The organism is Bacillus sp. OV322 (assembly GCF_900112495.1).
Classification (GTDB): Bacteria; Bacillota; Bacilli; order Bacillales; family DSM-1321; genus Peribacillus.
Window position 1 is genome coordinate 515,807 of the sequence record NZ_FOMA01000002.1, and the last position, 26,438, is coordinate 542,244.

Annotated in this window: 26 protein-coding genes, 1 other RNA gene and 1 pseudogene; 16 read left to right on the plus strand and 12 right to left on the minus strand. The window is 42.5% G+C overall.

Annotation, left to right across the window (positions count from 1 at the left end; all coding sequences use genetic code 11):
- Positions 1 to 38: 38 nt before the first annotated feature.
- Complete coding sequence (locus tag BM126_RS06765) at positions 39 to 827, minus strand: M15 family metallopeptidase (protein ID WP_090988795.1); 789 nt, start codon at positions 825 to 827, stop codon at positions 39 to 41.
- A gap of 267 nt (positions 828 to 1,094) precedes the next feature.
- Between BM126_RS06765 and secG the strand changes: the two genes are divergently transcribed.
- On the plus strand, positions 1,095 to 1,328 hold the full coding sequence (secG, locus tag BM126_RS06770; protein ID WP_090988796.1) for a preprotein translocase subunit SecG: 234 nt from the start codon (positions 1,095 to 1,097) through the stop codon (positions 1,326 to 1,328).
- Here the strand turns inward: secG and BM126_RS22220 are convergent.
- Positions 1,305 to 1,466 (minus strand): hypothetical protein, encoded by a 162-nt coding sequence (locus BM126_RS22220; protein ID WP_177201340.1) that lies wholly within the window; start codon positions 1,464 to 1,466, stop codon positions 1,305 to 1,307. The two genes, secG and BM126_RS22220, sit on opposite strands and share 24 nt — an antisense overlap.
- A 350-nt stretch (positions 1,467 to 1,816) precedes the next feature.
- Here BM126_RS22220 and BM126_RS06775 point away from each other — a divergent pair, with 350 nt between their 5' ends.
- The 4 genes from BM126_RS06775 to ssrA all read left to right on the plus strand — a co-directional run bounded on the left by BM126_RS06775 (position 1,817) and on the right by ssrA (position 6,127).
- Positions 1,817 to 2,563, plus strand: a complete 747-nt coding sequence (locus BM126_RS06775) for an alpha/beta hydrolase (RefSeq protein ID WP_090988797.1) — start codon at positions 1,817 to 1,819, stop codon at positions 2,561 to 2,563.
- 68 nt (positions 2,564 to 2,631) lie between these two features.
- Positions 2,632 to 5,004, plus strand: a complete 2,373-nt coding sequence (rnr, locus tag BM126_RS06780) for a ribonuclease R (protein WP_090988798.1) — start codon at positions 2,632 to 2,634, stop codon at positions 5,002 to 5,004.
- A 168-nt stretch (positions 5,005 to 5,172) separates the two neighbouring features.
- The gene (gene smpB, locus BM126_RS06785; RefSeq protein WP_071352808.1) at positions 5,173 to 5,640 is read left to right on the plus strand and encodes an SsrA-binding protein SmpB; all 468 of its coding nucleotides are present in this window, start codon (positions 5,173 to 5,175) and stop codon (positions 5,638 to 5,640) included.
- A 125-nt stretch (positions 5,641 to 5,765) separates the two neighbouring features.
- Positions 5,766 to 6,127, plus strand: a transfer-messenger RNA (tmRNA) gene (gene ssrA / locus BM126_RS06790).
- A gap of 187 nt (positions 6,128 to 6,314) precedes the next feature.
- On the opposite strand, the gene BM126_RS06795 is transcribed toward ssrA, so the two are convergent.
- The 6 genes from BM126_RS06795 to BM126_RS06820 form a co-directional block, all read right to left on the minus strand.
- The gene (locus tag BM126_RS06795) at positions 6,315 to 7,085 is read right to left on the minus strand and encodes an ABC transporter permease (protein WP_090988799.1); all 771 of its coding nucleotides are present in this window, start codon (positions 7,083 to 7,085) and stop codon (positions 6,315 to 6,317) included.
- Positions 7,078 to 7,848 carry an ABC transporter ATP-binding protein gene (locus BM126_RS06800; RefSeq protein WP_090988800.1) on the minus strand — a complete coding sequence of 257 codons (771 nt, stop codon included), beginning with the start codon at positions 7,846 to 7,848 and terminating at the stop codon, positions 7,078 to 7,080. Before BM126_RS06800 ends, BM126_RS06795 begins: the two co-directional genes overlap by 8 nt.
- 59 nt (positions 7,849 to 7,907) lie before the next feature.
- Complete coding sequence (locus BM126_RS06805; RefSeq protein ID WP_090988801.1) at positions 7,908 to 8,246, minus strand: DUF1048 domain-containing protein; 339 nt, start codon at positions 8,244 to 8,246, stop codon at positions 7,908 to 7,910.
- Between the two features lie 14 nt (positions 8,247 to 8,260).
- The gene (locus BM126_RS06810; protein ID WP_090988802.1) at positions 8,261 to 8,587 is read right to left on the minus strand and encodes a PadR family transcriptional regulator; all 327 of its coding nucleotides are present in this window, start codon (positions 8,585 to 8,587) and stop codon (positions 8,261 to 8,263) included.
- A gap of 498 nt (positions 8,588 to 9,085) precedes the next feature.
- Entirely contained in the window at positions 9,086 to 11,182 is a 2,097-nt protein-coding gene (locus tag BM126_RS06815) for an EAL domain-containing protein (protein WP_090988803.1), read from the minus strand.
- Positions 11,183 to 11,575: 393 nt separating this feature from the next.
- Entirely contained in the window at positions 11,576 to 12,412 is an 837-nt protein-coding gene (locus BM126_RS06820; protein WP_090988804.1) for a class I SAM-dependent methyltransferase, read from the minus strand.
- A 139-nt stretch (positions 12,413 to 12,551) separates the two neighbouring features.
- On the opposite strand from BM126_RS06820, the gene BM126_RS06825 reads away from it, so the two are divergent.
- From BM126_RS06825 to BM126_RS06850, 6 genes are all read left to right on the plus strand, one after another.
- Entirely contained in the window at positions 12,552 to 13,070 is a 519-nt protein-coding gene (locus BM126_RS06825; RefSeq protein ID WP_090988805.1) for a GNAT family N-acetyltransferase, read from the plus strand.
- A 63-nt stretch (positions 13,071 to 13,133) separates the two neighbouring features.
- The gene (locus BM126_RS06830) at positions 13,134 to 13,748 is read left to right on the plus strand and encodes a PH domain-containing protein (protein WP_090988806.1); all 615 of its coding nucleotides are present in this window, start codon (positions 13,134 to 13,136) and stop codon (positions 13,746 to 13,748) included.
- A gap of 394 nt (positions 13,749 to 14,142) precedes the next feature.
- Positions 14,143 to 15,090: an aldo/keto reductase family protein gene (locus BM126_RS06835; protein ID WP_090988807.1), complete on the plus strand. Its 948-nt coding sequence runs from the start codon at positions 14,143 to 14,145 to the stop codon at positions 15,088 to 15,090.
- 61 nt (positions 15,091 to 15,151) lie between these two features.
- A complete protein-coding gene (locus tag BM126_RS06840; RefSeq protein WP_090988808.1) occupies positions 15,152 to 16,192 on the plus strand; it encodes an oxidoreductase in 1,041 nt (346 codons plus the stop codon).
- Between the two features lie 332 nt (positions 16,193 to 16,524).
- Positions 16,525 to 17,481, plus strand: a complete 957-nt coding sequence (locus BM126_RS06845; RefSeq protein ID WP_141770037.1) for a glycerophosphodiester phosphodiesterase — start codon at positions 16,525 to 16,527, stop codon at positions 17,479 to 17,481.
- A gap of 258 nt (positions 17,482 to 17,739) precedes the next feature.
- On the plus strand, positions 17,740 to 18,162 hold the full coding sequence (locus BM126_RS06850) for an organic hydroperoxide resistance protein (RefSeq protein WP_090988809.1): 423 nt from the start codon (positions 17,740 to 17,742) through the stop codon (positions 18,160 to 18,162).
- Between the two features lie 109 nt (positions 18,163 to 18,271).
- On the opposite strand, the gene BM126_RS06855 is transcribed toward BM126_RS06850, so the two are convergent.
- A complete protein-coding gene (locus tag BM126_RS06855; protein ID WP_090988810.1) occupies positions 18,272 to 18,718 on the minus strand; it encodes a MarR family winged helix-turn-helix transcriptional regulator in 447 nt (148 codons plus the stop codon).
- A 165-nt stretch (positions 18,719 to 18,883) separates the two neighbouring features.
- Here BM126_RS06855 and BM126_RS06860 point away from each other — a divergent pair, with 165 nt between their 5' ends.
- Complete coding sequence (locus BM126_RS06860) at positions 18,884 to 19,192, plus strand: iron-sulfur cluster biosynthesis family protein (protein WP_090988811.1); 309 nt, start codon at positions 18,884 to 18,886, stop codon at positions 19,190 to 19,192.
- 159 nt (positions 19,193 to 19,351) lie between these two features.
- The gene (locus tag BM126_RS06865; RefSeq protein WP_090988812.1) at positions 19,352 to 21,637 is read left to right on the plus strand and encodes a sensor domain-containing protein; all 2,286 of its coding nucleotides are present in this window, start codon (positions 19,352 to 19,354) and stop codon (positions 21,635 to 21,637) included.
- A 56-nt stretch (positions 21,638 to 21,693) separates the two neighbouring features.
- Here BM126_RS06865 and BM126_RS06870 read toward each other — a convergent pair whose 3' ends face one another.
- From BM126_RS06870 to BM126_RS06880, 3 genes are all read right to left on the minus strand, one after another.
- Entirely contained in the window at positions 21,694 to 22,317 is a 624-nt protein-coding gene (locus tag BM126_RS06870; RefSeq protein ID WP_090988813.1) for a MarC family protein, read from the minus strand.
- A gap of 219 nt (positions 22,318 to 22,536) precedes the next feature.
- Complete coding sequence (locus tag BM126_RS06875; protein WP_090988814.1) at positions 22,537 to 23,517, minus strand: ABC transporter permease subunit; 981 nt, start codon at positions 23,515 to 23,517, stop codon at positions 22,537 to 22,539.
- 1 nt (position 23,518) lies between these two features.
- Complete coding sequence (locus BM126_RS06880; protein ID WP_090988815.1) at positions 23,519 to 24,457, minus strand: ABC transporter permease subunit; 939 nt, start codon at positions 24,455 to 24,457, stop codon at positions 23,519 to 23,521.
- A 592-nt stretch (positions 24,458 to 25,049) separates the two neighbouring features.
- On the opposite strand from BM126_RS06880, the gene BM126_RS06885 reads away from it, so the two are divergent.
- The 3 genes and pseudogenes from BM126_RS06885 (at position 25,050) to BM126_RS06895 (ending at position 26,157) form a co-directional block, all read left to right on the plus strand.
- Entirely contained in the window at positions 25,050 to 25,601 is a 552-nt protein-coding gene (locus BM126_RS06885) for a HAMP domain-containing protein (protein ID WP_090988816.1), read from the plus strand.
- Between the two features lie 17 nt (positions 25,602 to 25,618).
- A pseudogene (locus BM126_RS22745) lies at positions 25,619 to 25,750 on the plus strand (methyl-accepting chemotaxis protein); the annotation flags it as partial.
- Positions 25,751 to 25,911: 161 nt separating this feature from the next.
- Positions 25,912 to 26,157 (plus strand): hypothetical protein, encoded by a 246-nt coding sequence (locus BM126_RS06895; RefSeq protein ID WP_177201341.1) that lies wholly within the window; start codon positions 25,912 to 25,914, stop codon positions 26,155 to 26,157.
- The last annotated feature ends 281 nt before the right edge of the window (positions 26,158 to 26,438 follow it).

The following is a 26,438-nucleotide window of genomic DNA, read 5'->3' on the forward strand; positions in this document are numbered from 1 at the left end:
GGGAAGCAGATTGTTTTGTAAAGAATACGCGCACATGCTTATTTAGAAACAGGCACAGAATTATAGTATTCTTCCAGCGTAATTCCGCGGGCCGCGATTTCTTTGCTTATCTTCACGCCGACGTATCGGATGTGCCAGGCTTCGTATTTGTAGCCTGTTATATTCTCTTTCCCCTGAGGGTACCTGATGATGAATCCGTAATCGCCGGCATGCTTGGCAAGCCATGCGGATTCGGGCGTCTGGCCGAAGCAGTCCTGGGCAGCGCATTTGCCGTCAAGGGTTCCTACATCAATGGCAAGCCCTGTTTCGTGCTCGCTTGTTCCGGGCACTGCACTGTAAGTCTTAGCTTTCGCGATGCCGTCTTTTTTTACATAGCTGTTAAAAACGGCAACCTGTCTGGTATGAGAACGATAAGCTGAAACGCCTGCAAGCTCCATGCCGTCGGCTTTTGCAGCCTGAAACATCTTTTCAAGGGCCTGGGCGGCTTCTTTGCGCATCATGCGTTTTTCAATTTTATCTTTAAAGATAAATGGTACATTAGGATACACGAGATCGGCTGGCTCATAATTGTCCGGCAATAAATTACTCTTATTCACTAAGACCTCAATGCTGCTTGGATGTGCAGAAGCAGTCACAGCTTTGTGCTGATCATCTGAGCTGCTGCTATTTTCTTTTGTGCTGTCATTGGAAGCTGTTTTCCCTGAATTATGGGATTGATGTTCCTTTGGTTTATCCTTTGCATCCTGGTTATCATCATTTGCAGAGCATCCTGCGGAAAAAAGGATAACAGAGGATAATGCTGTTGCGGTAAATACGTTTCTAAACATGTAAATAAGCCCCCACTTGAAACTTTTTGAAGGACAAAGTGCTTGTCCTTTATGAATTATACACTAGATAAAATAGGTTACATGCTTTTATATCATATATCCTCGGGGAATTAAATGGAAAGTACTTAGTCCCCTAAAATTTTGAAAAATGCATGTCTTCTAATAATTTAAGCGCCATGAAAGTTAGTTGTTCAGCCGGCATTGTGGAAAGTGACATATTGTGGTACATTAAAGGTAATGTTTAATGGTTATCAGGAGGTGTCATGCATGCATGCATTAATAGTAACACTTTTAGTTATTGTTAGTATCGCCCTTATCATTTGTGTACTTCTGCAATCCGGAAAAAGCGCGGGATTGTCAGGTGCAATAGCCGGAGGCGCGGAACAGTTATTCGGCAAGCAAAAAGCCCGCGGACTTGACTTGGTTCTTCACAGAGCAACAGTCGTTCTTGCTGTGTTGTTCTTTGTTTTAGCATTGTTAGTGACCTATTTCCAAGTATAATGTAGTGAAGATGCCTGGCTGATGTTCAGCCAGGCTTTTTTTCTTACCGTCTTTGGCTGCCCCGCAGGATTCCCGCTTCTGGTGTCCGCATACGCCTCTGATCTCCATTACCCATTCCTTGCCCGCTCTAATCCCCATTAAATTGAATGTAGCTAAACCTTAACCTCAGGTCTATGGCTTTGAACAGCGGCAGGCAGCTGCCTGTAAAGGAAGAGTGTTGGGCTATTATGGAGAAAGACATTCTCTTTAATGCCTTCAAATAGCATACATGAGGTTTTTTTGATTTAATAGGAAAAGAGATGTTAAATGGCTGGATGCATGGAGACCATAAAACTATACATCCGGTAAGCACCCGGCTGCTTCATAAAAACGAGGGAAGCGCTTTGCCACAGGGCTTCCGGGCATTTAATCAAACGTTTGATTAAATTTGGTTTTTTCTTGCTGCCAAAGGTTTTCATCCTGATTCCGGAATAAAGGGGTTTTATATAATGAAAATTAAATTGCCTCAGCCGTTTACCTTTGAAGGAGGAAAACGGGCTGTTCTTTTGCTTCATGGTTTTACCGGTAACTCTTCAGATGTCCGCATGCTAGGACGCTTTTTGGAGAAAAGGGGGTATACCTGCCATGCTCCTCAATATAAGGGGCACGCCGTACCTCCAGAGGAGCTGGTAGAAACCGGCCCTGCTGACTGGTGGAAAGATGTAATGAGGGGATACGATTTCCTGAAGGCAAAGGGACATCAGGAAATTGCTGTAGCAGGCTTATCGCTTGGAGGCGTATTTTCCCTCAAATTAGGTTACACTGTACCTATAAAGGGTATCGTACCCATGTGTGCGCCTATGTATATCAAAAGTGAAGAGACCATGTATAAAGGAGTTTTAGCTTACGCCAGAGAATTTAAAAGGCGGGAAGGAAAAATAGCTGAAGAAATCGAAACAGAAATGGCTCGGTTTGCCGGAACACCGATGAAAACATTGAAGGCGCTTCAGGAATTGATCTCAGATGTCCGCGGGCATGTGGATCATATATATGCTCCCGTTTTTGTGGCACAGGCAAGGCTTGACGAGATGATCAATACAGACAGCGCCAACATTATCTATAATGGGGCAGAGTCCGATTTAAAGCGCATTAAATGGTATGAAGAGTCAGGGCATGTCATTACCCTTGACAAGGAGCGGGATATGCTGCATGAGGATATCTATGGATTTCTTGAGGAACTGGATTGGTCTGAGTGAAGTATAAAACATGTAGATGGGTAAAAATAATAGAATAGATTGTTTTTCAGCAAAGGAGGTTTTAATCAATGGAAGAAAGCATCCGTAAACATATGGATAAGCTCCTCTCTTACATGAAAGAGGAAGCGTATAAGCCTTTGACGGTCCAGGAGCTTGAAGAGGCGCTTGGGATTGAGGATTCTGCCGATTTCAAGGATTTTGTTAAAGCGTTAGTTAAAATGGAGGAAAAAGGCCTTGTGATCAGAACACGAAGCAACCGATACGGCCTTCCCCAAAAAATGAACCTGGTCCGCGGCAAGCTGTCAGGGCATGCAAAGGGATTTGCCTTTGTCACCCCTGAAGACCAGCCTGGAGCGGATGATATATTTATCCCTCCGACAGAAACAAAGAATGCCATGCATGGAGATATCGTGCTTGTGAGGGTTTCCTCGGAGAGTTCCGGATCAAGAAGAGAAGGCGCTGTTGAAAAAATTGTAGAGCGCGGAATTAAAGAAGTCGTAGGTACATATTCAGAAAGCAAGCATTTTGGGTTCGTCATTCCAGATGATAAGAAAATCGCCAATGACATTTTCATTCCGAAAAATGCTTCAGCTGGAGCTGTTGAAGGACACAAGGTTGTGGTGAAGCTGACTTCCTACCCCGAGGGCCGGACAAGTGCCGAGGGTGAAGTCATTCAAATCCTGGGCCATAAAAATGATCCAGGGGTCGACATTCTTTCGGTCATCCATAAACATGGCTTGCCGCTGGAATTCCCTGCAGATGTTATGAAGCAGGCGAATGAAGTGCCGGATACCATTGAGGAAAGCGAAATCGGAAACAGAAGGGATCTCCGAAATGAATCCCTTGTCACGATTGACGGGGCAGATGCAAAGGACCTGGACGATGCGGTCACCGTTACCGTGCTTGATAACGGAAATTATAAGCTCGGTGTCCATATTGCGGATGTGAGCCATTATGTGACGGAAAACTCGCCGATTGATAAAGAAGCACTGGATAGAGGAACAAGTGTATACCTTGTTGACCGTGTCATTCCCATGATTCCTCATCGTTTATCAAATGGCATTTGCTCCCTTAATCCTAAGGTAGACCGTTTTACCTTATCCTGCGAAATGGAAATCACGTCTTCAGGGCAGGTTGTCGGCCATGATATCTTTGAGAGTGTCATTAAGACTAAGGAACGGATGACATATGGAGATGTGAATAAAATACTTGTCGATAAAGACCAGGACCTGATGGACCGCTATGAGCCCCTTGTTCCAATGTTTCAGGATATGGAGAAGCTTGCACAGATTCTCCGGAAAAAACGGATGGAACGCGGAGCGATTGACTTCGACTTTAAGGAAGCGAGAGTACTTGTAGATGAAGATGGGCATCCAAAGGATGTAGTTCTTCGCGAGCGTTCTGTTGCGGAGCATTTGATTGAAGAATTCATGCTTGCCGCAAACGAAACGGTTGCAGAACATTTCCAGAAACTCAAAGTTCCGTTTCTGTATCGGATACATGAAGACCCGAAAGAAGAGAAGCTTCAGCGTTTCTTCGAGTTCATCACCAACTTCGGATACATTGTCCGCGGTTCTGCAAGCTCCGTACATCCAAGGGCACTCCAGGATATCATAGAAGCTGTTTCAGGAAAGCCGGAGGAAATGGTAATATCAACTGTCATGCTCCGCTCGATGCAGCAGGCGAAATATGATCCTGAATGCTTGGGTCACTTTGGACTTTCCACGGAATATTATACTCATTTTACTTCACCTATCCGAAGGTATCCGGATTTGATCGTTCACCGGCTGATCAGGACCTATCTAATAGAAGGAAAAATGAATGAAGCGACAAAAGCAAAGTGGAATGATCTTTTGCCGGGCATTGCTGACCATACTTCCAAGCGCGAGCGCCGTGCTGTCGATGCTGAGCGCGAAACGGATGATCTGAAAAAAGCAGAATACATGCTTGATAAGATTGGCGAGGAATATGATGGGATCATCGGTTCTGTAACTAATTTCGGAATGTTCGTCGAGCTTCCTAATACAATAGAAGGACTTGTGCATGTCAGCGCGATGAGTGATGATTATTACCGTTTTGATGAGCGCCAGCTTGCCATGATCGGGGAGCGTACTGCTAAGGTATACCGGATTGGCGATGAAATTTCCATCCGGGTGTCCAATGTGAACAAAGATGAGCGTGCCATTGATTTTGAAATCATCGGGATGAAAAATGTCCGGCCGCGTTCAACAGGCGAAAAAAGAATTTTTAAGGCTGCTCCAAGCGACAGAAAACGCCGAAGCGGGCGTAATGATGACCGGAAAAGCGGAGGAAGCAGCAGGGGAAGGAATGAAAAGAGCGGGGAAGGTTCTTCTTCAGAAAGAAAGTCCAAGAAAAAGAGAAAGTTTTACGAAAATGCACCTGCAGCAAAACGCAAAAAGAAGAGACCAAGAAAGAGATAAAAAAGCGGGTAAAGTGAAACAGCCATCAATGGAGTTCTTTCTTCATTGATGGCTTGTTAAACAAATTGGGTTTTTACGTCAGTCAGGCTTTTGCGGTTAAAGCGCGGGCCTTGCTTCTGTTAAAGACAATTTATCTGTTTCTGTTTTTTGATGAGGGGGAGACAAGAGATGCCAAAAGGTACTGGCAAGCAATTAGCACAAAACAAAAAAGCGTATCATGATTATTTCATTGAAGAAACGTTTGAATCCGGGATTGTCCTGCAGGGCACTGAAATCAAGTCCATCCGTGCAGGGAAGGTTAATCTGAAAGATTCTTTTGCTAAAATTGAAAGAGGAGAAATTTATCTCCACAATATGCATATCAGCCCATATGAGCAGGGAAACCGGTTTAACCATGATCCGTTAAGAACAAGAAAGCTGCTGCTGCACAAAAAGCAAATCAGTAAGCTGATTGGGGATACCAAGGAAACAGGGTATACTATTGTCCCGTTAAAAATTTATTTAAAAAACGGCTTTGCGAAGGTTTTAATTGGCCTGGGCAGAGGTAAAAAGCAATATGACAAGCGAGAGGACCTGAAGAAGAAGGAAGCTAAAAGAGATATCGAGCGCGCTTTCCGCGACAGGCAGAAGATGTAGGGATTAGCAAGACCTTACAATTGAATTTCTCAGCGAATCTGTTATAATAAGTTATGTACCGATGACAACTGAATATCAGCACACCAGCTGACTATTCACTTTCTCGTACGCTCCATTTCTATTATGGGGACGTTACGGATTCGACAGGGATAGTTCGAGCTTAGGTTGCGAGTCGAGGGGATCGGCCTCGTTAAAACGTCAACGCCTATAACTGGCAAACAAAACAACAACTTCGCTTTCGCTGCTTAATAACAGTCGATAGCGGTTCCTCCCTCCATTGCCCATGTGGTAGGGTAAGGGACTCACTCTAAGTGGGCTACGCCGGATTCCACCGTCTGAGGATGAAGGAAGAGAACAACCAGACTAGCTGCTCTGACGCCTGTTGGCAGGCATAAGATTCAGCGAAACACTAATATGCCGACTACACTCGTAGAAGCTTAAGTGCCGTTATGTCTGGACGTGGGTTCGACTCCCACCGTCTCCACCAAATACATATTTGGTGGTTTTTTGTTTTTTGCACAATTTTACTGTTCAAATAAAGGTTTCTGTAAAAGGGATAGTAACGCGCACCGTTCTTCGGTGTTTTTTTGTTTAAAAAATAAATAGCCTAGTTCTCTTTGAACTAAGCTAATCCCAGTTATAATTTCTGGGCTATATAGCGGCTGTAAATGTTCTTAATTCCCAAAGATGCGCTTTTTATATTTCCGCATGGCAAGGAGGTAAGCAACAATTGTGATGCCCAAACACCATGAGAGAGCAATCCAGATATTGTTTCCGGCAGATTGATTATTGAGCAGGGCACGGGTAGCGTTGACAATGGCTGTGACGGGTTGGTTTTCAGCAAAAATACGTACTGCTGCAGGCATAGAGGAAGTAGGGACAAAAGCCGAGCTGACAAAGGGTAAGAAAATTAGAGGATACGAGAAGGCTGTCGCTCCGTCCACCGTCTTGGCAGAAAGGCCTGCAAGGACAGCCAGCCAAGTCAATGCAAGAACAGCGACTAAGAAAATCTCGGCAACTCCTACCCAATTAAGGATATCAGCAGTTGAGCGAAAGCCCATCACCAAGGCAATCAGAACAATCACAACAATTGAGATTGCATTAGAAACTAGTGAAGTCAGTATATGTCCCCAGAGTACGGCACTTTGTGAAATCGGCATAGAGTGGAAGCGTTCAAAAATTCCCTTGGATACATCAATGAAGAGACGGTAGGCGGTGTAGGCAACCCCGCTTGCGATCGACTGGAGCAAAATTCCTGGCAGCAGGTATTTTACGTAGGAAGCACTTGTGCCTGCATGCATAGCTCCGCCAAAAACATAGACAAACATGAGCATTAAGGCAATCGGCGTCAGAGTCATCGTGATAATAGTATCTGCACTGCGGAAAATATGCCTCATCGAGCGGCTCGTCATGGTTGCAATATCTTGAAATAAATAACTAGTCATTGTTTGTTTCTCCTTCCCCACCAGTCAAGTACAGGTAGATTTTTTCGAGTGTGGGTTCTTTTTTGACGTATTCAGCTTCTGCTTCAGGCAGCATGGCTTTCAGCTGAGCAAGAGGAGCATTAGCGATAAGTTTCCCTTTGTGGAGAACAGCGATGCGATCTGCCAGTGCTTCTGCTTCTTCTAAATATTGAGTTGTCAGGAAAATAGCCGTCCCCTTTTTATTAAGATTTCTCACCAATTCCCAAACTTCAAGACGGACTTTCGGGTCAAGGCCAGTAGTTGGCTCATCAAGGAAAATCACAGCAGGTTCTCCGATAAAGCTCATGGCCAAATCCAAGCGGCGCTTCATTCCCCCGGAATAAGTGGCAGCCTTAGAATCTGCTGATTCTATCAAGCCAAACTTCTCTAACATTTCTTCAGCAATAACTTTAGGCTGCGGCAGATGACGGAGCCTCGCCATCATGATGAGGTTTTCACGGCCAGTCAATATTTCATCAATTGCAGTAAATTGACCTGTGAGTGAAATGGATTTTCTGACATTATTCGGATTTTTGATCACATCAAAGCCATTGACAATTGCTGTCCCTGCTGTCATTTGTGAAAGAGTGGCAAGAATTTTGATAGTGGTTGTTTTTCCAGCGCCGTTTTCACCGAGGAGAGCGAAGATTTCTCCTTTTTTTATTTCAAAGTCCAAACTTTTCAGGACTTCCTTATTCTTGAAAGATTTGACAAGACCTGTGACTTCGATCATATTTTCAGCCATTTATCATGTTCCTTTCTGCCCTCAGTTAGTGCCGGTGCCAGGGTTTTGCCGTTAACCTCTTAGCCGCGGCCAATCGTATCATTTAACTTAGCGCGGTATTTATCGTTCCAGGTTTTCGTGTCCTTCACTAGTTCGTCGCAGAATGCGGCCACGTCCTCGCCGGTGAGGTCAGTGACTTTCTTGCCTTCAGCTGCACCTTGCTCGAAGAGATCGAGAATGCCACAAAAGATACGGCTGGTGTCCTTCCAGTCGGTGGGGCCGCCAGCGGTCCACAAATATTTTTTGATAGCGTTGTAAGCGTGGCGGTACTCACTTGGAAGTGCCTTTCCGCGCGCCTCAATTTCCTTCCATTCACGTTTGTCATCCAGGCTTCCGATGATTTTTTTAATTATACTCATTTTAATTTCTCCTTTTATTTTTTTTTAGTTTTGAGTTCATTAATTTTACTTGAGACAAAACCCCATTTTTTCCAAAAGTGTTCAAGCTGCTCTTGACCTGCTGTGTTGAGTGTGTAGAATTTTCTGGGCGGTCCCTTGGTGGATGGCTTTTTCTCGATGTTCACCAGATTGTTCTTCTCAAGCCGCATGGTAATCGTATAAACGGTACCTTCAACCACGTCAGTGAAGCCAAGTTCCCGTAGCTGATGTGTGATTTCATAGCCGTAAGTTTCGCCGCGGCTGATGATTTCAAGCACACAGCCCTCAAGCACCCCTTTCAGCATTTCTGTGATATTTTCCAAAATTCTTCCTCCATTTGTATTTCGTTTAGCACTTTTTTAGTACTCAGCAGCAAGGTATTTAGTGGTGCTGATATTCTGTATTACTTACTACTAGTATATAGTATTACTGAATAGTGGTGATTGTCAATAAATTTTGCCAAAAAGGCATAGACGCTTTTATCAAATTTGGTAGCCCAGACTTTAGTCTATTTCAAAGTAAATCAACTGCAGGGCATAATTTTGAAGACTGTTTTTGTATACTTTGTTGCCTTGCCATGGAACAAGGTGACTGATTTCCGCTCCAGGAGGCTCGCTTTCCGCGGGGTCTCGCCTATTCCGCTAATCTCGCACTCGCGCCTTACGCTCCAATCAACCGGACTTAACAAGGAGAAAACATGGGAAAATAGTTAACTATGTAGATGCACAGAATGGCTTTTCTATTTTTATTGAAAAATCAGCGAATCAAAAAGGAGCGGAAATAATCCGCTCCTTTCATGCCTTGCCTGAATATTTGTTTCGTTATACAGGAAAATCTTTAAATAAATCTTTACCCGATGCGAGCAGTTTTTCTGCCTGGGCAAAGGGAAGGGGTTTGCTGAAAAAATAACCCTGCATTTGGGTACAGCCTATAGAATACAAAAATATTAGCTGATCGAGGTGTTCGACGCCTTCTGCCACGGTTTTGATTCCCAAGCTGGCAGCCATCGCGGTTATGGCCTTGACAATGGCTTCCTGGTTGGAATCAAGCAGGATATCCGCTATAAACGATTGGTCAATTTTCAGTGTATGGATATGAAAGCTCTTCAAATAACTTAGGGAGGAATATCCGGTGCCAAAATCATCAATGGAAATCTCGACGCCGATTGACCGCAGTTCATTCATTTTATGAATGATATCCAGCACATTTGTCATGGCGGTGCTTTCAGTAATCTCTATTTTCAGCTGGCTCGGATTCAGACGGTTTTCCTGAAGCAAGTCCATTAATTGCTTTACGAAGGAAGCTTCTTCAAATTGCCGCGCCGATACATTAACAGAGACATAAAGATCGCTATATCCTTTTAGTTCCAATTCCTTGATTTGCCGGCATGCTGTCTGGAGAACCCATGCTCCAATGTGGAGAATCATACCCGTTTCTTCTGATAATTCGATGAATTCAGATGGCGGAATAAAACCAAGGGAAGGATGCTGCCATCGGATCAGCGCTTCAAAGCCTATAATCCTGCGTTCCTCAACATTCACGATTGGCTGATAGTGCAAAGAGAATTCGTGATTAGTTAAAGCTCTATGAAAGCTCTGGCCGATTAAAACTCTTCTTGTCAGGTCAGTTTCCATTTCCTCTTTGTATAGCTTAAAGTTATTCCTGCCATTGCCCTTTGCCTGGTACATAGCCTGGTCAGCACGCTTGATCAGATGTTCAGCTGTCTGGCCGTGATCAGGGAAAAGGCTGATTCCAATGCTGGCAGTCAACAAAAATTCTTGGTCACGAAGTAAAACGGGTTTTGAAATGACACTCAGGCACATATCGGCAATTTCATAGGCTTCTTTTAAATCGATATCATCGAGAATTATAGCGAACTCGTCACCGCCCTGGCGTGATAGCGTATCTTGTTTCCGTAAACAGCCTTTTACCCGTCCGGCTATGACTTGGAGCAGCTCATCACCAAGGTCATGGCCAAGTGAATCGTTAATAAATTTAAAATGATCCAAATCAAGGTACATGAAGACAACTTTTTCCTTCTTCAGTTGCGCCTTTGCAAGGCTTGATTCGATTCGCTCGCTCAGCATCCGCCTGTTTGGGAGTCCTGTCAATGTATCGTGGTACGCCATATGATGAAGGTGATTTTCTGCCATTTTACGCTGAGTAATATCAATGACCAATCCTTCAAAACGGACAATTTGGCCAGTGTGATCACGCATGGGAATGGTGCGTTCACTTACCCATTTGACAGTGCCTTCCTGATGAATGATCCGATACTCGTATTCAAGCGAAGTCCCTTCATAAAGCTCAGTTTGTTTCCTGCTGACCATATCCATATCCTCAGGATGTATGAATTCCTTCCAAAGAACAGGATTCTTTATGAATTCCTCTTGTGAGAGCCCGAATATTTTTAAGCAGGCAGGAGAAATATTTAATAGCCTTTTCATGCCGAGGTCAAATGACCATAAGCAAATATCCACACTATTAAATATGCTTTCCATCTGGCTGCGGGACTTGATTAATTCCAGCCTGGTCTTTTTTATTTCTGTAATATCCTTAGCTATTCCGATTACTCCAGTGATTTCGGATTTGTTAAAAATTGGTAAAACAATCACACATAGTTCTTTATATTGCTTGTTTTTTGTTTGAATGGCCGTGTAAAATCTTTCCTGATTTCCGTTTAAGGCACTTTTAAAATACTGAAGGGTATGATCAATCTGATTTTCCGGTAAAATCGAAACAAAGGACATCGAAAGCAGTTCTTTCCTTGAATAACCGACAAGTTTAACAGCTGAATCATTAACAAGTACAAAATTTCCTTCCATATCGAGCGCATAGCCCGCGTCAGGGTTATAATCAAAAAGAGATTGATAAACATCAAACAAACGATCTGATGGCAGTGGATCTTTAGCAGTCATATGGTCGCATCCTTTACAGTTACAATGAGTATAGCGGTCTATAAAGCTTCCTATTCTGGTGATTTTATAAAATAGGAGTTAAAGTATCTGTATACTGTTGGTTGGGGCGGATTCGCTTGGCCCCTGAGAATCAACGTTCAGGCCCGGCGATTGCCCCCGGCCGCTAAGCTTCTGGAGCGAAAATCAACAGGCAAATTTAACAGAGCAAAGAATATAGAATATATGAATTACATAATTTGAGTGTGGAGGATTTATTATTTTTCTATTGGCGGTTTAACTTTATTTCTTATCTAGTAGTATCGGCCATTCTTTCCTATTATGAATAATTTTAATGAATCAAATATGGATTAGGGCGATTAACTAAAAAAAGCCGTTCGTGATAAAACACGAAGGCTATTCAGCAGTGCATGCATATATGGACATTGGTTTTACTTGCCGGTATTTAATGGACTCCTGCAGCAAATTCACTTCAGAGTGTATGAGTGATTTAAGCTTGTCCGGCATTTCATCGATTAAAGACATCTCACCGTGATATTCTTGTAAGAGGTAATCAATTTCCCACTCGGCATCCTGCAGCCCAGGTGAAAATAGTGCGGTTTCTTTCTGAATCGTAAAGCCGGCTTCCCTGGCAAGACGCTTAATATCATCAAGAGTAAATAGTGTCCGCACGTTAGATTCACTATCATTCTTAAAGCTTTCATACTGTGCTTGTATGAGGACAGCCAGAAGATGGGGGTACTGCTCTATTGAGGTAATTCTTGCATCCCACTCTGCAAAGCATAATTGTTTTCCCCACTTCCTGGTCCGGCCAAGCACACTTGAAAACTCCCCGGATGACTTGAAATACCAGGAGCAGTGTGACAGGATGATAAAATCAAAATAGTTCTCCGGAAAATCGATGCCGGGTGATAATACATCCGTTTCAAAGTTAAAGGTGATCCGGTTTCCAAGATATGATTTTTTCAGGAAATCAGCAGAGGCTCCAAGTGTGGCCGGCGCCCCGTAATCAGGGGAAGCGATGTCAATTCCATGCACAAAGCCTGTTTCCCCGGCAAGATAGGCAAGTACTGCTGTGGTATCTCCCTGGCCGCAGCCAATTTCGAGCACTCGGCTGCCTTCTTTTATTCCCCAAAATTGAGCCAACTTAATCCGGTGCTCCGTCTGGACTTTCTGTATACTTGAATTTGTGAGCATGCATTTTGTGATTTTATCCAGTGTGTTTTGCTCCATTACATCACCTCTCTGTATTTTGCGACATTAAGATAGTTCTCGAATGAAGGGCTTGATTCCTTTTTTTGGTTCGATTAGTAATTGGGTGCCGCCCAGAATTTGAGGCCGGGCCAAATGAAAAATAGACGGAGGCGATTAGATGAAAGCGGATGGGAGCGGCATTGTGAAATTAAAGGTGTATGAGCCTCGTGACTTTCCGGCGCTCCTTCAGTATGTCCTCCCGGAGGAACAGGCCATATACACAACTATGCCGGCTGTTGCTGTAAAAGTGTGCAGGAAAGGTGAAGATAAACTGGCTGTACTAATTACTGAGGATGAAATGACAGCTGGTTTTTTTGTTGTAGATTATGGACCGGAGTCGAATATTTATACAGGGAATGAAGAAGCCGTAATTTTTAAATCTTTTTCCATTGATCAGCGCTATCAGGGAAGGAAAGTGGCCGTGCAGGCGCTGTATTTATTGCCTGAATTTGTAAAACGGGCTATTCCTTATAAAAATGAAATTCTGCTGACGGTACATCATACGAATATTCCGGCCCGGAATTTATACATAAAGTGCGGATTTAAGGATAAAGGAATAAAATTCGCTGGAGAGTCCGGAGAGGAGCTTGTTTTTCACCAATCATTACATATGCCGAAAAGTAAAAAAATGGTATAAAAATGGAATTGTAATGTGATAAAATTAGATAACCCTATAATTGAATGTTGAGAGGATGATACGATGTTTAAGAAATTAGCTGCCGATGCACTGGGATTATCGGATATAGGAACAATCATTGCCCCTGCGGATTACGATAAAACGGATGCTGATGATTATGTTATGCATGAAGACAATGAGAAAATATACTTTTTAATCAAAACTAAGGCGGATGAATATTGTTTTACCAATCTTGCAATCATTCATGTAGATGGTGCGAACGCTGTGTCATCCAAAAGAGTGCTGAAGCGGTATCCTTATATCCAGCACAAAATTTCCAATGTGTTTCTTGAAACTGCAGGCAAGATTGATATGGATGTTGAAATTAAGTTCATGGCCGGCAAGGAACAATTCGACATAGACGTCCGCAAAGACCAGATTGAACAATTAAAGGATCTCTATAAATCACTGCTCCGTATTTCTGAATTATCATATGAAAACAGTCTATTTATTGATATGGCGTCCCAAAGCCTGGACAAAGCTGTGAACATCCTTCAAAACTCTAGAACGGAAGATCTTAAATTGGCAGATACATATAGAGACCTGACTGATTTTGGCTTCACCTGGATGACAAGTGTCCATGAACAATATCATATCAAGGATTATGGAGAAATTTTCGAGAAATATATCAATAATTAAGTAAAGGCTCTTTTCTTAAAGATTGTTGTTTTTTAATGAATTCTGTGAGGCAATCATATTGTTAAATCAGGTTGATTGGAGCGTAAGGTGCGAGACTCCTGCGGGATTAGCGGGAAGGTGAGACCCCGCAAGCGTAGCTGAGGAGGCTCACCGCCCGCCCCGCGGAAAGCGAGCATCCTGGAGCGGAAATCAACCACTTGTTGAATAGCAACAAAGTTTACGAAAACAGCCTAAGTAAAAGAAGCCCATTCCACCAGGATGGGTTTTTTAGTCATGAATCAAGTGTTTTGTAACATTGAAAAACTGAAGCTGCTTTGCTTTTCTATTAATCCTCCTGATGTTATTATAATATTTAAAATATATAGTCAATTAAAAAGAGTGGAGGAGCGGACACATGAAGTACCGCCGACTGGGAAGGACAGGCTTAAAGGTGAGCGAAATCAGCTTAGGAAGCTGGCTTACATATGGCAATTCAACCGAAAAAAATAAAGCGATTTCAACGATTGAAGCTGCCTACAACTTAGGCATTAACTCCTTTGATACGGCCAACGTATATGCAATGGGAGAAGCAGAAAAGATTGTAGGAGAAGCCTTACGCAGGTATCCGAGGGAATCCTATGTGCTGGCAACAAAGGTCTTCGGCGCGATGGGGGATGGTCCAAATGACAAAGGGTTATCAAGAAAGCATATTTTCGAGCAGCTTCATGGCAGTTTAAAACGGCTTCAGCTGGATTATGTGGATATCTATTACTGCCACAGGTTTGATTCGGAAACACCGCTTGACGAAACGCTTCGTGCACTTGACGATATGGTCCGCCAGGGTAAAGTGCTGTATGTAGGGGTAAGTGAATGGACAGCTCAGCAAATTCAGGCTGCTCTTGGAACGGCAGATCGATATCTGCTTGACAGGATCGTTGTCAATCAGCCAAATTACAGCATGCTCCACCGTAATATAGAAAAAGAAATCATTCCAGTCAGCTCACAAAACGGCATCAGCCAGATTGTATTTTCTCCGCTTGCCCAGGGTGTGCTGACAGGGAAATATAAAAGAGGCGGAAACCTGCCGGATGAAAGCAGGGCAAGGGACCCGAAAGCTAATATGTTTATGGAAAGGCTTCTTTCTGATGAGGTGCTCCTGAAGGTAGAACAGCTTGAAAAAACAGCCAAGGAGCTGGACATTAGCTTATCACAGCTTGCGATTGCCTGGATCCTGAGACAGCCGAACGTTGCCAGTGCTCTAATTGGAGCAAGCAAGCCAGAGCAGGTCGAGGAAAATGCAAAAGCGGTTGATGCACATTTGCCAGATGAAATTCTAAAAAAGGTTGATACAATACTGCAATGAACGAAGCAGCCGGGAGATGATCCATCTTCCCTGGCTGTATTTTATTTTGGGAGGGCTGATCATGACGCTGAAAATCGGATTTATCGGGTTCGGCAAAAGTGTAACACGCTATCATCTTCCATATGTCTTAATCAGAAGTAATCTGGAAGTCAAAATGATATATAACAGAAGCAAAAAGGAAGAGCAGGAAAACCAGTATAAAGGCCATGGAATAGAATTTACTGATGATCTGCATCAGTTGCTTTCTGATGAAGAAATCCAGCTGGTTTCTATCTGCACGCCGCCAGACACTCATTATGATTTTGCAAAGCTGTGCCTCGCCCATAGTAAGCATGTTCTGGTTGAGAAGCCTTTTACCGAAACGGCCGAAGAAGCAAAGGAGCTTCTTGAGCTTGCAGCGGAAAAAAATCTCGTCATCATGCCATATCAAAATAGAAGGTTTGACAGTGATTTTCTGGCGATGAAAAAAGTGCTTGAGGACGGATATACAGGTGACATTGTTGAGATAGAATCTCATTTTGATTATTTCCGCCCTCATGCTCCAGATCACAAAGGAAGCCGATATGACGGGGTTTGGTATGGCCTTGGCGTTCACTTGATTGATCAGGCTGTATCTCTGTTCGGGAGACCGCGTGCGGTGTATTATGATATCCGCTCAGTCCGCAATCCCGTTAATACTAATGATTATTATCATGCAGAGCTTTTTTACGATCATTTCAAATATATTGTTAAAACCAATCATCTAGTCAAGAGTCCTTACCCTTCCTTTATTCTTCACGGCAAAAATGGAAGCTTCATTAAATATGGAATGGACAGGCAGGAAGAGTTTTTGAAAGAAGGGAAGGGTCCTCAGGATAAGGGTTTTGGTGCGGATGAACCTGGTATGTACGGAGAGGCCATATATGTGGATGGATCCGGGCAAGACAAAGTACAAAAAATTGCCTCACCCAAAGGAGATTATGGCATGGTATATGATGCTCTGTACAGCACCATTGTCAGCGGCCATGAAAAATTAGTCAGTGATAACGATATCGTGACTGTTATGGAAATTCTAGAAAATGGGTTAAATCATGAACAGCCTGTCATCAAGCTGCTGCCGTAATTTTGGGAGCTTGTAAAAATAGTGGAAAAAGCGCAAAAGCTATCAGTCAAGTTGGTGATAGCTTTTCGTTATTTTCAGCAGCTTAAATGATTGTAAAGATTTTAGGAGAGCTTAATAAATAGAATACAGTAAGATGAAGCTGGAAAAGATGGAACAAAGGACTTTATACCTTATTGAATGTTTTTCATAAACGAAGTTTCCATGTATTTTCTAGTGTAGATTTCCTGTTTTTCTTATATGCCCTGGCATTTACAGGATATTAACTTCCACTTAACATTTTTCTATTACAATGGGGGTATCAATGGAAGGGAGAGAGGAAATTGAAAAAAACGATGAAAAAGGCAGGATTATTGATTATGAGTGCAGGCTTTATTTTTCAGGCGGCAGGTATTCATGCTTCCGCTCACCAAAAACATGAAAAACACGAAAAACACGAAAAACACAACATTGCACCAGTGTATGAAAATAGAGTGATTACCATTTCTCACAGGGGGGCATCAGGTTATGCGCCGGAGCATACTCTTCCTTCCTATCAGTTAGGCAAGGAACTGAAGGGGGATTATATTGAAATTGACCTGCAAATGACCAAGGACGGCCAGCTGGTTGCCATGCATGATGAAACAGTTGATCGTACAACGAATGGAACAGGAGCGGTAAAGGATTTTACGCTGCAGCAGCTTAAAAATCTGGATGCTGGCTCATGGTTTAATAAGAAGTATCCTCAATATGCCAAGCCCGGATATGCAGGGTTAAAAGTTTTGACACTTGAAGAAATACTTAAGGCATTTGGAAGTGACTCCAACTATTATATAGAAACGAAGTCTCCGGATGTATATCCGGGTATGGAAGAAAAACTTCTTCAGCTCCTGGAAAAATACAAGCTTACAAGCCAAAATCCTAAATCAAGCCATGCTCTTATTCAATCTTTCAGTAAGGAAAGCTTGCTGAAAGTCCATGAAATGAACAGGAAGATCCCGCTGATCCAGCTTTTATCGTACAGCAAGCCAACTGACATCACGGATGATGAGCTTGCGGATATCAAAAAATATGCCATTGGAATAGGACCTAATTTCAGCGGTATCAGCAAGGGATATGTAGAGAAGACCAGGAAGCACCACTTGTTTATTCATCCATATACCGTCAATGATGAAGCTGATATGAAAAAAGCCCTCGAATGGGGAGTGAACGGGGTTTTCACCAATTTTACGGACCGCTTTAATGAAGCTATAAAGAATTTTAATGCTGAAAAAGAAAACGATAATGAAAAAGAACATTCACAAAGAAAATAAACACCAAAAGCTGATCTCTGAAAAGATCAGCTTTTTTTATTGGTTTTTTAAAGTACATTATACGGTGCTGATTGAAGCCGAAGGCCAAGACTTCTGCGGGTTGTGCATGCTCCGGAACTATCTTTGAAAAGTGAATATCCGCAGTGAAACAGCAGACGAGAATTTAGCATCAAAAAAAGGCTTGAATTTTTACTTACAATTTTGTAAAATTCAATTGTACACAATTAAAATAAAAAAAACGAAAAGAGGAACTATATTATGACTGAACCATTATTTACTGCATCTGTAACTGCTGTTGGCGGACGTGAGGGAAGAGTGGAATCATCGGAAGGCAATTTAACATTAGATATAGCTATGCCTGGCACTCCAAGGAAGAAAAAAATTCCTGATGCTACAAATCCTGAACAGCTTTTTGCTGCTGGATATTCTGCATGTTTTGACAGTGCGCTGCAGCTGATTGCCAGAAAAGAAAGAGTCTCCTTTGCATCCGAAGTAACTGCTAACGTGAGTCTTGTAAAAGATGAAACGGATCAAGGATTTAAATTAGCGGTAAAATTGCAGGTGAAAGGCAGCGGGATCGAAAAGGATCAATTAGAGGAGCTAGTGCATAAAGCACATGCATTCTGTCCATATTCCAAGGCGACAAAAGGTAATATTGAAACAGTGCTGGAAGTGATTTAATCAACAATGAAGAAGGGTACCTAATTTAGGCACCCTTCTTCATTGATAAATTTAATACCTACTCGTGCTGCTAAAACGCTGATACAACCCTGCGATGTCTGCAATTTACTTATTCATTACTTTTATGCAGTATATTCAGCAGATTGAAAAGTGAAGCTTTTAAAGATGTGTATTCTTCCTCGCTGTTCCCGCTCAATTCAAAGATGCGGCCGGGGATGGAGGCAGCTTTATGCTTGAGTTGCATTCCTTTTTCTGTAATCCCGACGATTACTGAGCGTTCATCCTTGGGAGAACGTTTCCTTTGTAGCAGCCCATTCTGTTCCATTCTCTTTAGCATAGGAGTCAGAGTACCGGAGTCCAAATAAAGCAATTCTCCCATTTTTTTCACCGTTAGCTTTTCCTGGTCCCATAGTAGCAGAAGAGCGAGATATTGGGGATAAGTTACGTCCAGTTCTTCGAGCAAGGGCTTATACTGCTTCGTCATTTCCCTGGAACTGGCATATAGAAGAAAGCAAAGCTGATTTTCCAGCTTTAGTTGTTCGAAATTATCAGACATTATGTCACCATCTTTTTATTTTCTTATTCATTGATCACTAATTACTACTATAACCGCTATTGGCGATTTAATAAAATAATTCGACATTGAATATGGAGCTCAATAGGATAGTGCCTTAAATTTGGGGTATATACTTATTACATGAAATAAAGGAGAGTGAAGGGCATGGAGGTTATCATCAAACCGGCTGCCGCAGCTCAATTGAAGATGATTGAATTTAAGGAAAATGAAGGAGTCAGGATTGAAGCCATATTTGTGGGCAGCTGTTCCTTATATGCCGAACATGATCTTCGCATTGACCAAAAAGGACCACAAGATGACTTATTCATTACGGAGGGAATTCCCGTTTTGGTATCGAAGGAAAGCCAAAAGCATCTTTATCATAAAATCTCTCTAGACTACAGTCCAGCCCTCGGCTATAAGCTTTATTCGGATGAAGAAACTTATCGCTACAATCTGCAGCTTAAATCATAAAAACAGCTAAAGCCTTTTATTCAGGCTTTTTTTGTTTATCTTCCCTTTTTTGTAAGCGGAACATACTGCAGCTATACAATTTCAGCTATAGTTTCCGATAAAAGTATAGAATGACGAAAGCACAAAAATGTCTATGCTGAATAATGGGAGACTATCATCATGAAATCAGAGAATAAAAGTAAAAACTGGTGCTGGCCAGTTTTAATATGCATAGCAGCCATTCTGCTGGCGATGCTAAAGGAAATATGGGAAGCAAGGTTTCCTGAAAAATGGCTGTATTTTCATATAGTTGAACTTATCATTATAATTGGCAGCATTATATTGCTGTATGTATTGTTTACTGGCCACAAAAGGACCACAGGGGAATTAATAACAAGCAATCAAAAGCTGAACAGTATTTTCGACACGCTGGATGTTGCCATCTGGTCCCATGATATGAAAACGGACAAGCTTATGATTTCCGCTGGAATAGAAAAGCTTTACGGCCGTTCCCTGGATGAATTTTACAGGGACTACAGCTTATGGAAAAAAGTAATTTACAAAGAGGATTTATATGTTTTGAAAAATAGAGAGGCAGCATTCAATGCGCGCCAGCCCGCAACGAGTGTTTATCGGATTGTCCTTCCTGATGGAGAAATACGGTGGATTCAGGACCGGGGAATTCCGGCATTTAATGAAGACGGACAGATGATCAGTTTTACAAGTGTTTTGCTCGACATCACACTCCGCAGGGAAAGCGAGGATCGCTATCGAAGCCTTGTGGAAATGTCGCCGGATATTATCGTGGTTGTCAGCCGGGGTAAATTAGATTATATCAATGATACAGGCAGCAGGCTGGTTGGTGCTGGCGATCCCAGTGAGCTTATAGGAAAGCCTGCCACACAATTTGCCTCACCACAAACGCTGAAGTCAGCGAAAGAAAAAATCCAGGCCAAATGGAACAAAGAAACGGAAAAGCTCAGATTTGAGATTGAGGCATTTCGGATCAACGGGGAAGTTATGGACGTAGAAGTATCGGCGATGCCTATTATTTATGAAGGCAGGCGGGCATGGCATATCGTCGGGAGGGATATTACAGAAAGAAAAAAAGCGGAAAAAAAGATTCAGCATATGGCCTACTATGATTCCCTTACTGGCCTGCCCAACCGCAATATGCTCAACCGCAAGCTTAATAGTATATTGAATAAGCCTGGAGATAAGTCATTAGCCGTCATTTTCCTTGATTTGGATCGATTTAAGCTTATCAATGATACAAAAGGACATACAATCGGTGACCTTTTGCTCCGCAAGGCAGGAGAGCGGCTCACATATTCTGTTCAGGAGGAAGGTCTGGTATCACGGCAGGGAGGAGATGAGTTTCTGATTCTGCTTGAAAATACGGATAAACAAAAAGCGGAGAAAGTGGCACGGCGGATTTTAGATTCTTTTGCTCCTCCTTTTTACCTTGATAAGGAAGAATACTTTATCACACCAAGCATAGGAATCAGCTTGTGCCCTGCTGACGGTGAAGATCAGGATACACTGATCAAGCATGCTGATAATGCCATGTACCTGGCGAAGGACGCGGGAAAAAACACCTTTAGATTTTATTCGCATGATTTGGATAATACATCTATGCGTAAGATGGAGCTCGAGAAAGGGCTAAGAAAGGCATTGGATCAGAAAGAATTTTTTCTTCAATATCAGCCTCAGGTTGAACTGGGAACGGGTAAGGTTATTGGAGTTGAGGCCCTTATCAGGTGGAGGCATCCTGTGCTTGGGATTGTACCGCCAAATGAGTTCATTTCTTTGGCGGAAGAAACCGGGCTGATCGTGCCGCTAGGAGAATGGGTGTTAAGAGAAGCATGCAGGCAGAACAGGTGCTGGCAGAAAGCAGGGTATACACCAATGCCTGTAGCAGTCAATATCTCAGTGCGGCAGCTGCAGGAGGACTCATTTATCGAAATGCTTCAAAAGATCATTGACGAATCTGGACTGAGTCCCAAATATCTTGAACTGGAAATTACAGAGAGCATCATGCAAAACATAAAAAGATCCTCTCTTATTCTTAATAAGCTCAAGAAGCTTGGGATAGCCCTATCTATCGATGATTTTGGGACGGGATATTCTTCACTAAGCTATTTAAAGCATCTTCCCATTGACCGGATTAAAATTGATAAATCTTTTATTGATGACATCATGGACCCATTGAATCATGGATCCATAGTGAAGGCAATCATTGATATGAGTCTGAACCTGGGATTTGAAGTAATCGCTGAAGGAATCGAGAATGCCGAACAAGTGCATTTTCTTCTAGAGAATTCCTGCGAAATCGGGCAAGGGTACTATTACAGAAAGCCTTTGGATTCACATGAGATAGAAGATCTTCTTCAAGATAATCATCGTTTTCTTCCTGCTTTGGAGGAAGCTGCAATGAGAACAAAAAAAGAGCGCCGAAGCACGTAATTGTGCCCAGCGCTTTTTTTCATGAATAAGCACGGACTTTCAAATCAGTCATCCGTCTATATGTGAGGAAATAATCCATGTATACCTTCTGCAATCATTTGGATTGCCATTACAGCAAGTATAAGTCCCATCAGCCTGGATATTACATTTAATCCGTTTTGTCCAAGCTTGGATATGATAGAAGTAGAATAATAAAAAAGAACAAAGGTAACGGCAAGGATCGATGTAAAACTGATGAATACAGTCAAAAGGCTTGAAACGGAATGTGTGGAAGTGTGGGCCATGACCGTTGCAATCGTACCTGGTCCTGCCATAATAGGCAATGCAAGAGGAGTAATTGATATATCATCCTGCTGCTTCGCTTCTTGCTGCTCTCCTTCATGAGGAGTTTGTGCCCTTGAGTTTTTGGCATGCAGCAGATTATAGGCTATTCCAAAAATTAAAATGCCTCCCGCTACACGAAAAGCATGGATTGTTATTCCGAAGGCAGAAAAAATCAAATTCCCTAAAACTAGAAAGACAGTAAGAATGATAAAGGAAATAATCGCAGCTTTTCTTGCCGTCCTGCGCTTCTCACTGACAGAATATCCATTTGTCAATGTAATGAATATAGGGATATTGCCAAGCGGGTTCATGACTGCAAAAAAAGAAACTGTCAGTTTTAAAATAAGAGCCAGCAACAGATACACTCCTTTCCTGGATGTTCAACATTTTTTCCGGATGAACGGACAGCCCCTGCTTCTATAAATGGGAGCCCTTTTCATTCAACTGGCCATCAGCGGTGTTTCTGAAAGGAAATCGGTAATGGCAGTTTCACTTTATCTTACCCAAACCATCCTTAAACCTAACTGAAAAATCCGTAATTTTAAAAAGGGAACCAGCATTCCCGCTGCAGAAGTCTATAAGTTCGTTTCCTTTTTTCTCTCTTTTCCAAGCAGAGATTGGAGCTTGAAGAGTCTTTGAGCACGCCGTCTTGGCAATGAAGAGCTTTCACGGGACTGCCGTTCCAGCTGGCGGATTCCTTCACCAAGAGCAAAGAAAGACAGCATGGAAAAAATGATAAAGCACGATGCGCATATCGGTATCCACGGCGCTACTTTAATATCATTGATAATATTCGTCAGATAGACGGGCCAGAGATTTGCTGTATTCACTACCCCGTAAAAAGTGGGTCCTGGCCCGCCGGGAAGCTGGATGAATTTTTGGGATAGGAAGATATTAAAAATACCTAATTGCCCGATCAGAAAAAGCATGTTTCCGATGTGTGTGAAAAAGGAGGAGAGCCATTGCGGAAGGCAAATCGGCCAGTAGTACCATTTAAATAACCCTTTCATGCCTGTCCCGGACACCATGGCTGCTTCATAATAGGTTGTCTGGTGAATGGATTGGATGTTTTTTTCGATAACCTCCGCTATCTTACCTGTTTCCAGGACTACCAGGATAATGAACATCCATACGGGACGATGCTGAGAAAAAATAAAAAAGGGAATGGTAACAATGAACATAAAAAAGAAAATCAGCGGAATGCGGGAAAATAAATAATTCCATCCCTGCAAAAGTACTTTAATATATGGAAAATGAGCAGAACTGATTCCAAGCGGAATAGCCAGGGCAAATACAGCTGCACTTAATCCTGCACCTGTGAGCAAGGTGGTTTTCGTTCCTAAAATAAGGACACTGAGCACATCTCGTCCTTTCCTGTCTGAACCCAGGATAAAATCGCGGGATGGATGGTAGGGAGGGAGATTGAAAAATGAATGAAAGTAGCTTCTTGTTGTAAGGTGTTCATCAATTCCAGGCAGATAAGGTCCAAAAATAATCAGAAAGAGCAACAGTCCCAAGCCAGATATCCCAAATATGAAGGATTTATTATTTTTCATTTCAGCGGGCCCTCCTTTTAACAGGATTCACAAAATGTGACACAATCTGGGTCAGCCATTGGGTGATAAGAAGGATCAGCGTGAAAAGAAGGCTGAAACCAATGACGGCGGAAGTGTCGATTGGCATGGGGGCTCCGGCCATGAAGCTGCTTTTAATATGAAGGGCAGACACCAATCGTAATCCTATGCCCCTGTACTGAGACATAAATTCGACAATGAACATCCCAGATAAAAGGATCATCATGACCGGGATGCTCTGCTGCAATAGATTTGGCCAGCAGTTGCGGAGCGTGTGTCGCCAAAGTACAATTCTATCGCCGATTCCCTTGGAGCGGGCAGTCAGGATATAGTCCCTTCCATCCTCATTTTCGATAGCCTCTGAAGTATATCGGGCTATAATGGCAGCGGGATACATGCTTACAAATAGTATAGGAAGGAAGATATTATACCAGTGTTCATCTCCGTATATATCCACGTCAGGAAAGCCGTATTTTCCAGCTTCAAAAAGGACTGTCTGTATAAACATAATGGAAATAAACTCGGGAACGGACTGTCCAAGCCACGTTGCATTTTTCCCGAAAATCCTGCTAAAGCCGCTTTGGTGGTTATAATCATAAATTCCCTTAAAGATACCGGCGATAAGGCTGATGATGAGGGCAGGAATGATTACTTTTGCACTTCTCCAGCCGTAATGAAGCATCTCGGTTTCTACAGGCATTTCATAAGCGGTGATACCAAGGCTTTTATGTATTTTTACATCCTTTAGGTAATCTTTTATATTATTTTCATAAGCTTCCCAGCTAAAATGGTATTCCATAATATCATCATAGCCAACGCGATGTGATTCAATATCTCTTGGTAGAAGCGTTATCAAAATTAAAAGGCAGGCGACAATCCCCCACATCAACAAACTGCCAAATAACTTGAGCAGCAATCTCATTACTTAACCTCCTTTTTATCTCTTCAAATAGTAACAGTAAAATAATACCAGATAATTTTTAATATTTCGATAGTTTCATGCAAATGCAGGAAGAGAGGACTTTGTAAAACCCGTGTAAAGTTGCTGTAAAGATTGGACTGAAGCAATAAATAATCATTTTGGCGCTCCGATAAGAAAAAAAGTACCAATTTTCCGAAAGGGGCAAAAGAGATGCAACGTATTAGGCTGAATATCGGCAGAAAGCTGCAGGCGGCTTTTTTATCCATGATTCTTTTATTGGGAATGATGGGAGGGTTCAGTATTTATTGCTAAGCTGCAGAAAGATATAGGGATTCTAAGAAGCGATCAGGCGTCCAATCCTTTAATGGCACTATGAAAAGCAGATATCTTTAATTAAACAAGGGCAATTAGATCAAGCGTCAAAGGATATCGAAGGCGGAAGAGTTTATATGGATTCTTTCCGGAAAATACATAAAAAAGTGGAACAGGACAACATGAAACATACGGATCAAGCTCTGAAAAAGGCAGAAGATGATGCAAAACAAGCAATGATTCTGATTGGTGCATTGTTTCAGGATCCCTGCTGCTTGCCATGCTGCTCGCACTGTACCTGACACGTTCCATCGTCAGGCCGGTCAAAAGGATGACGAAGCAATTTAAAGAAATTGCTGAAGGGGGAGGGATTTTGACAAAACTGTTAAAGGTACAGGGATGCGATGAACTTGGCGAGCTAGCGGAATACTTTAATAAAACCTTCAGCTTACTGAGAAGACTTATGATTTCTGTTGAAGACGCTGCAAACCAGGTTGCAGCTGCTTCTGAAGAGCTGACAGAATCATCCTCAGAAACCTCTGGAGCTGCAGCACAGATATCAGCTACGATGGATGAAGTGGCAGCGGGAAGCGGACAGCAGCTCAGTTCGTCATCTGAATCATTGAATAAGAGCCTGCACCTGGCGGGGAAGATAGAGAGCCTTTCGTTATCTGTAGAGGAAGCCGCCCTAAGGAACAAGCAAGCGCATGAACGGGCCGATGAAGGAGCTGATTCTGTGAGAAAAACCTTGCATGTTATGGAGGATGTACAGGATAAATGGGCAGCACAGCTTCTGCCATTTTTGAGCTGGGCAAGCAAGTCAACCGTATAGAAACCATATTAAGTATGATTAAGAATATCTCCAGCCAGACGAATCTGCTGGCTCTTAATGCATCAATTGAATCTGCACGGGCAGGTGAAGCCGGAAAAGGATTTTCTGTTGTAGCAAATGAAGTAAGGAAGAGCTTGCAGAAGAAACGAATATAGCTGTAGAGGATATCGGAAAATTGGTTCAGGAGGTTCAGGGAAGTTCCCATACCGCTGTAAATGGGATGGAGGAAGGAACCGCCTCCATGGATTAAGGTGTTTCATTTGTCAAACAGACTGTTGCTTCTTTCAGGCATATTTCGCTATCAGCAGCTTTGGTATCTGAAAAAACAGCAGAAGTACAAAATAAGGTAGAGGAGATGTCAAGTTCTGTCCGTTATTTAACGGAAGAATCTGAACAAGTCGCTGTCCTTTCCAAAGAAGCAGCCAATAATACGGTAATAGCAGCTGCATCAGCGGAAGAGCAGCACTCATCAATGGAAGGGATAGCGGTTTCGGCAGAAAAGCTTTCAATCCTGGCGGAATCCCTGCTAACATCTGTTGGACAGTTTAAAGTTTAGTAGCCGCTGCAGAACAGGATTTTCTGTTCTGCAGTTCTTTTTAGGTAGGAAGTAACCTTATAAAAGAGTGTTTTCGTAAACTTTGCTGCTATGGAACGAAGTGGCTGATTTCTGCTTCAGTAAGCATACTTCCCGCTAGTCCCCAGGAAGTCCTGCACCTTACGACCCCATTGAACAATGTGATTGCCTCACAGAATTCACTGAAAATAACATTCTTTAGAAAATAGCCTTTTAAAAAGTTCTATCCCTATTGTGCTTCAGCTTATGATAACCGGAAAAAT

Coding starts and splice junctions, on each gene's coding strand:
- secG (WP_090988796.1), top strand. CDS start 1,095: ATGCATGCATTAATAGTAACACTTTTAGTTATTGTTAGTATCGCCCTT.
- BM126_RS06815 (WP_090988803.1), bottom strand. CDS start 11,182: ATGACTGCTAAAGATCCACTGCCATCAGATCGTTTGTTTGATGTTTAT.
- BM126_RS06800 (WP_090988800.1), bottom strand. CDS start 7,848: ATGGCTGAAAATATGATCGAAGTCACAGGTCTTGTCAAATCTTTCAAG.
- BM126_RS06850 (WP_090988809.1), top strand. CDS start 17,740: ATGACTGAACCATTATTTACTGCATCTGTAACTGCTGTTGGCGGACGT.
- BM126_RS06860 (WP_090988811.1), top strand. CDS start 18,884: ATGGAGGTTATCATCAAACCGGCTGCCGCAGCTCAATTGAAGATGATT.
- rnr (WP_090988798.1), top strand. CDS start 2,632: ATGGAAGAAAGCATCCGTAAACATATGGATAAGCTCCTCTCTTACATG.
- BM126_RS06805 (WP_090988801.1), bottom strand. CDS start 8,246: ATGAGTATAATTAAAAAAATCATCGGAAGCCTGGATGACAAACGTGAA.
- BM126_RS06875 (WP_090988814.1), bottom strand. CDS start 23,517: ATGAAAAATAATAAATCCTTCATATTTGGGATATCTGGCTTGGGACTG.
- BM126_RS06840 (WP_090988808.1), top strand. CDS start 15,152: ATGACGCTGAAAATCGGATTTATCGGGTTCGGCAAAAGTGTAACACGC.
- BM126_RS06825 (WP_090988805.1), top strand. CDS start 12,552: ATGAAAGCGGATGGGAGCGGCATTGTGAAATTAAAGGTGTATGAGCCT.
- BM126_RS06830 (WP_090988806.1), top strand. CDS start 13,134: ATGTTTAAGAAATTAGCTGCCGATGCACTGGGATTATCGGATATAGGA.
- BM126_RS06835 (WP_090988807.1), top strand. CDS start 14,143: ATGAAGTACCGCCGACTGGGAAGGACAGGCTTAAAGGTGAGCGAAATC.
- BM126_RS06880 (WP_090988815.1), bottom strand. CDS start 24,457: ATGAGATTGCTGCTCAAGTTATTTGGCAGTTTGTTGATGTGGGGGATT.
- BM126_RS06765 (WP_090988795.1), bottom strand. CDS start 827: ATGTTTAGAAACGTATTTACCGCAACAGCATTATCCTCTGTTATCCTT.
- smpB (WP_071352808.1), top strand. CDS start 5,173: ATGCCAAAAGGTACTGGCAAGCAATTAGCACAAAACAAAAAAGCGTAT.
- BM126_RS06855 (WP_090988810.1), bottom strand. CDS start 18,718: ATGTCTGATAATTTCGAACAACTAAAGCTGGAAAATCAGCTTTGCTTT.
- BM126_RS06795 (WP_090988799.1), bottom strand. CDS start 7,085: ATGACTAGTTATTTATTTCAAGATATTGCAACCATGACGAGCCGCTCG.
- BM126_RS22220 (WP_177201340.1), bottom strand. CDS start 1,466: ATGGGGATTAGAGCGGGCAAGGAATGGGTAATGGAGATCAGAGGCGTA.
- BM126_RS06820 (WP_090988804.1), bottom strand. CDS start 12,412: ATGGAGCAAAACACACTGGATAAAATCACAAAATGCATGCTCACAAAT.
- BM126_RS06775 (WP_090988797.1), top strand. CDS start 1,817: ATGAAAATTAAATTGCCTCAGCCGTTTACCTTTGAAGGAGGAAAACGG.
- BM126_RS06885 (WP_090988816.1), top strand. CDS start 25,050: ATGCTGCTCGCACTGTACCTGACACGTTCCATCGTCAGGCCGGTCAAA.
- BM126_RS06865 (WP_090988812.1), top strand. CDS start 19,352: ATGAAATCAGAGAATAAAAGTAAAAACTGGTGCTGGCCAGTTTTAATA.
- BM126_RS06845 (WP_141770037.1), top strand. CDS start 16,525: ATGAAAAAGGCAGGATTATTGATTATGAGTGCAGGCTTTATTTTTCAG.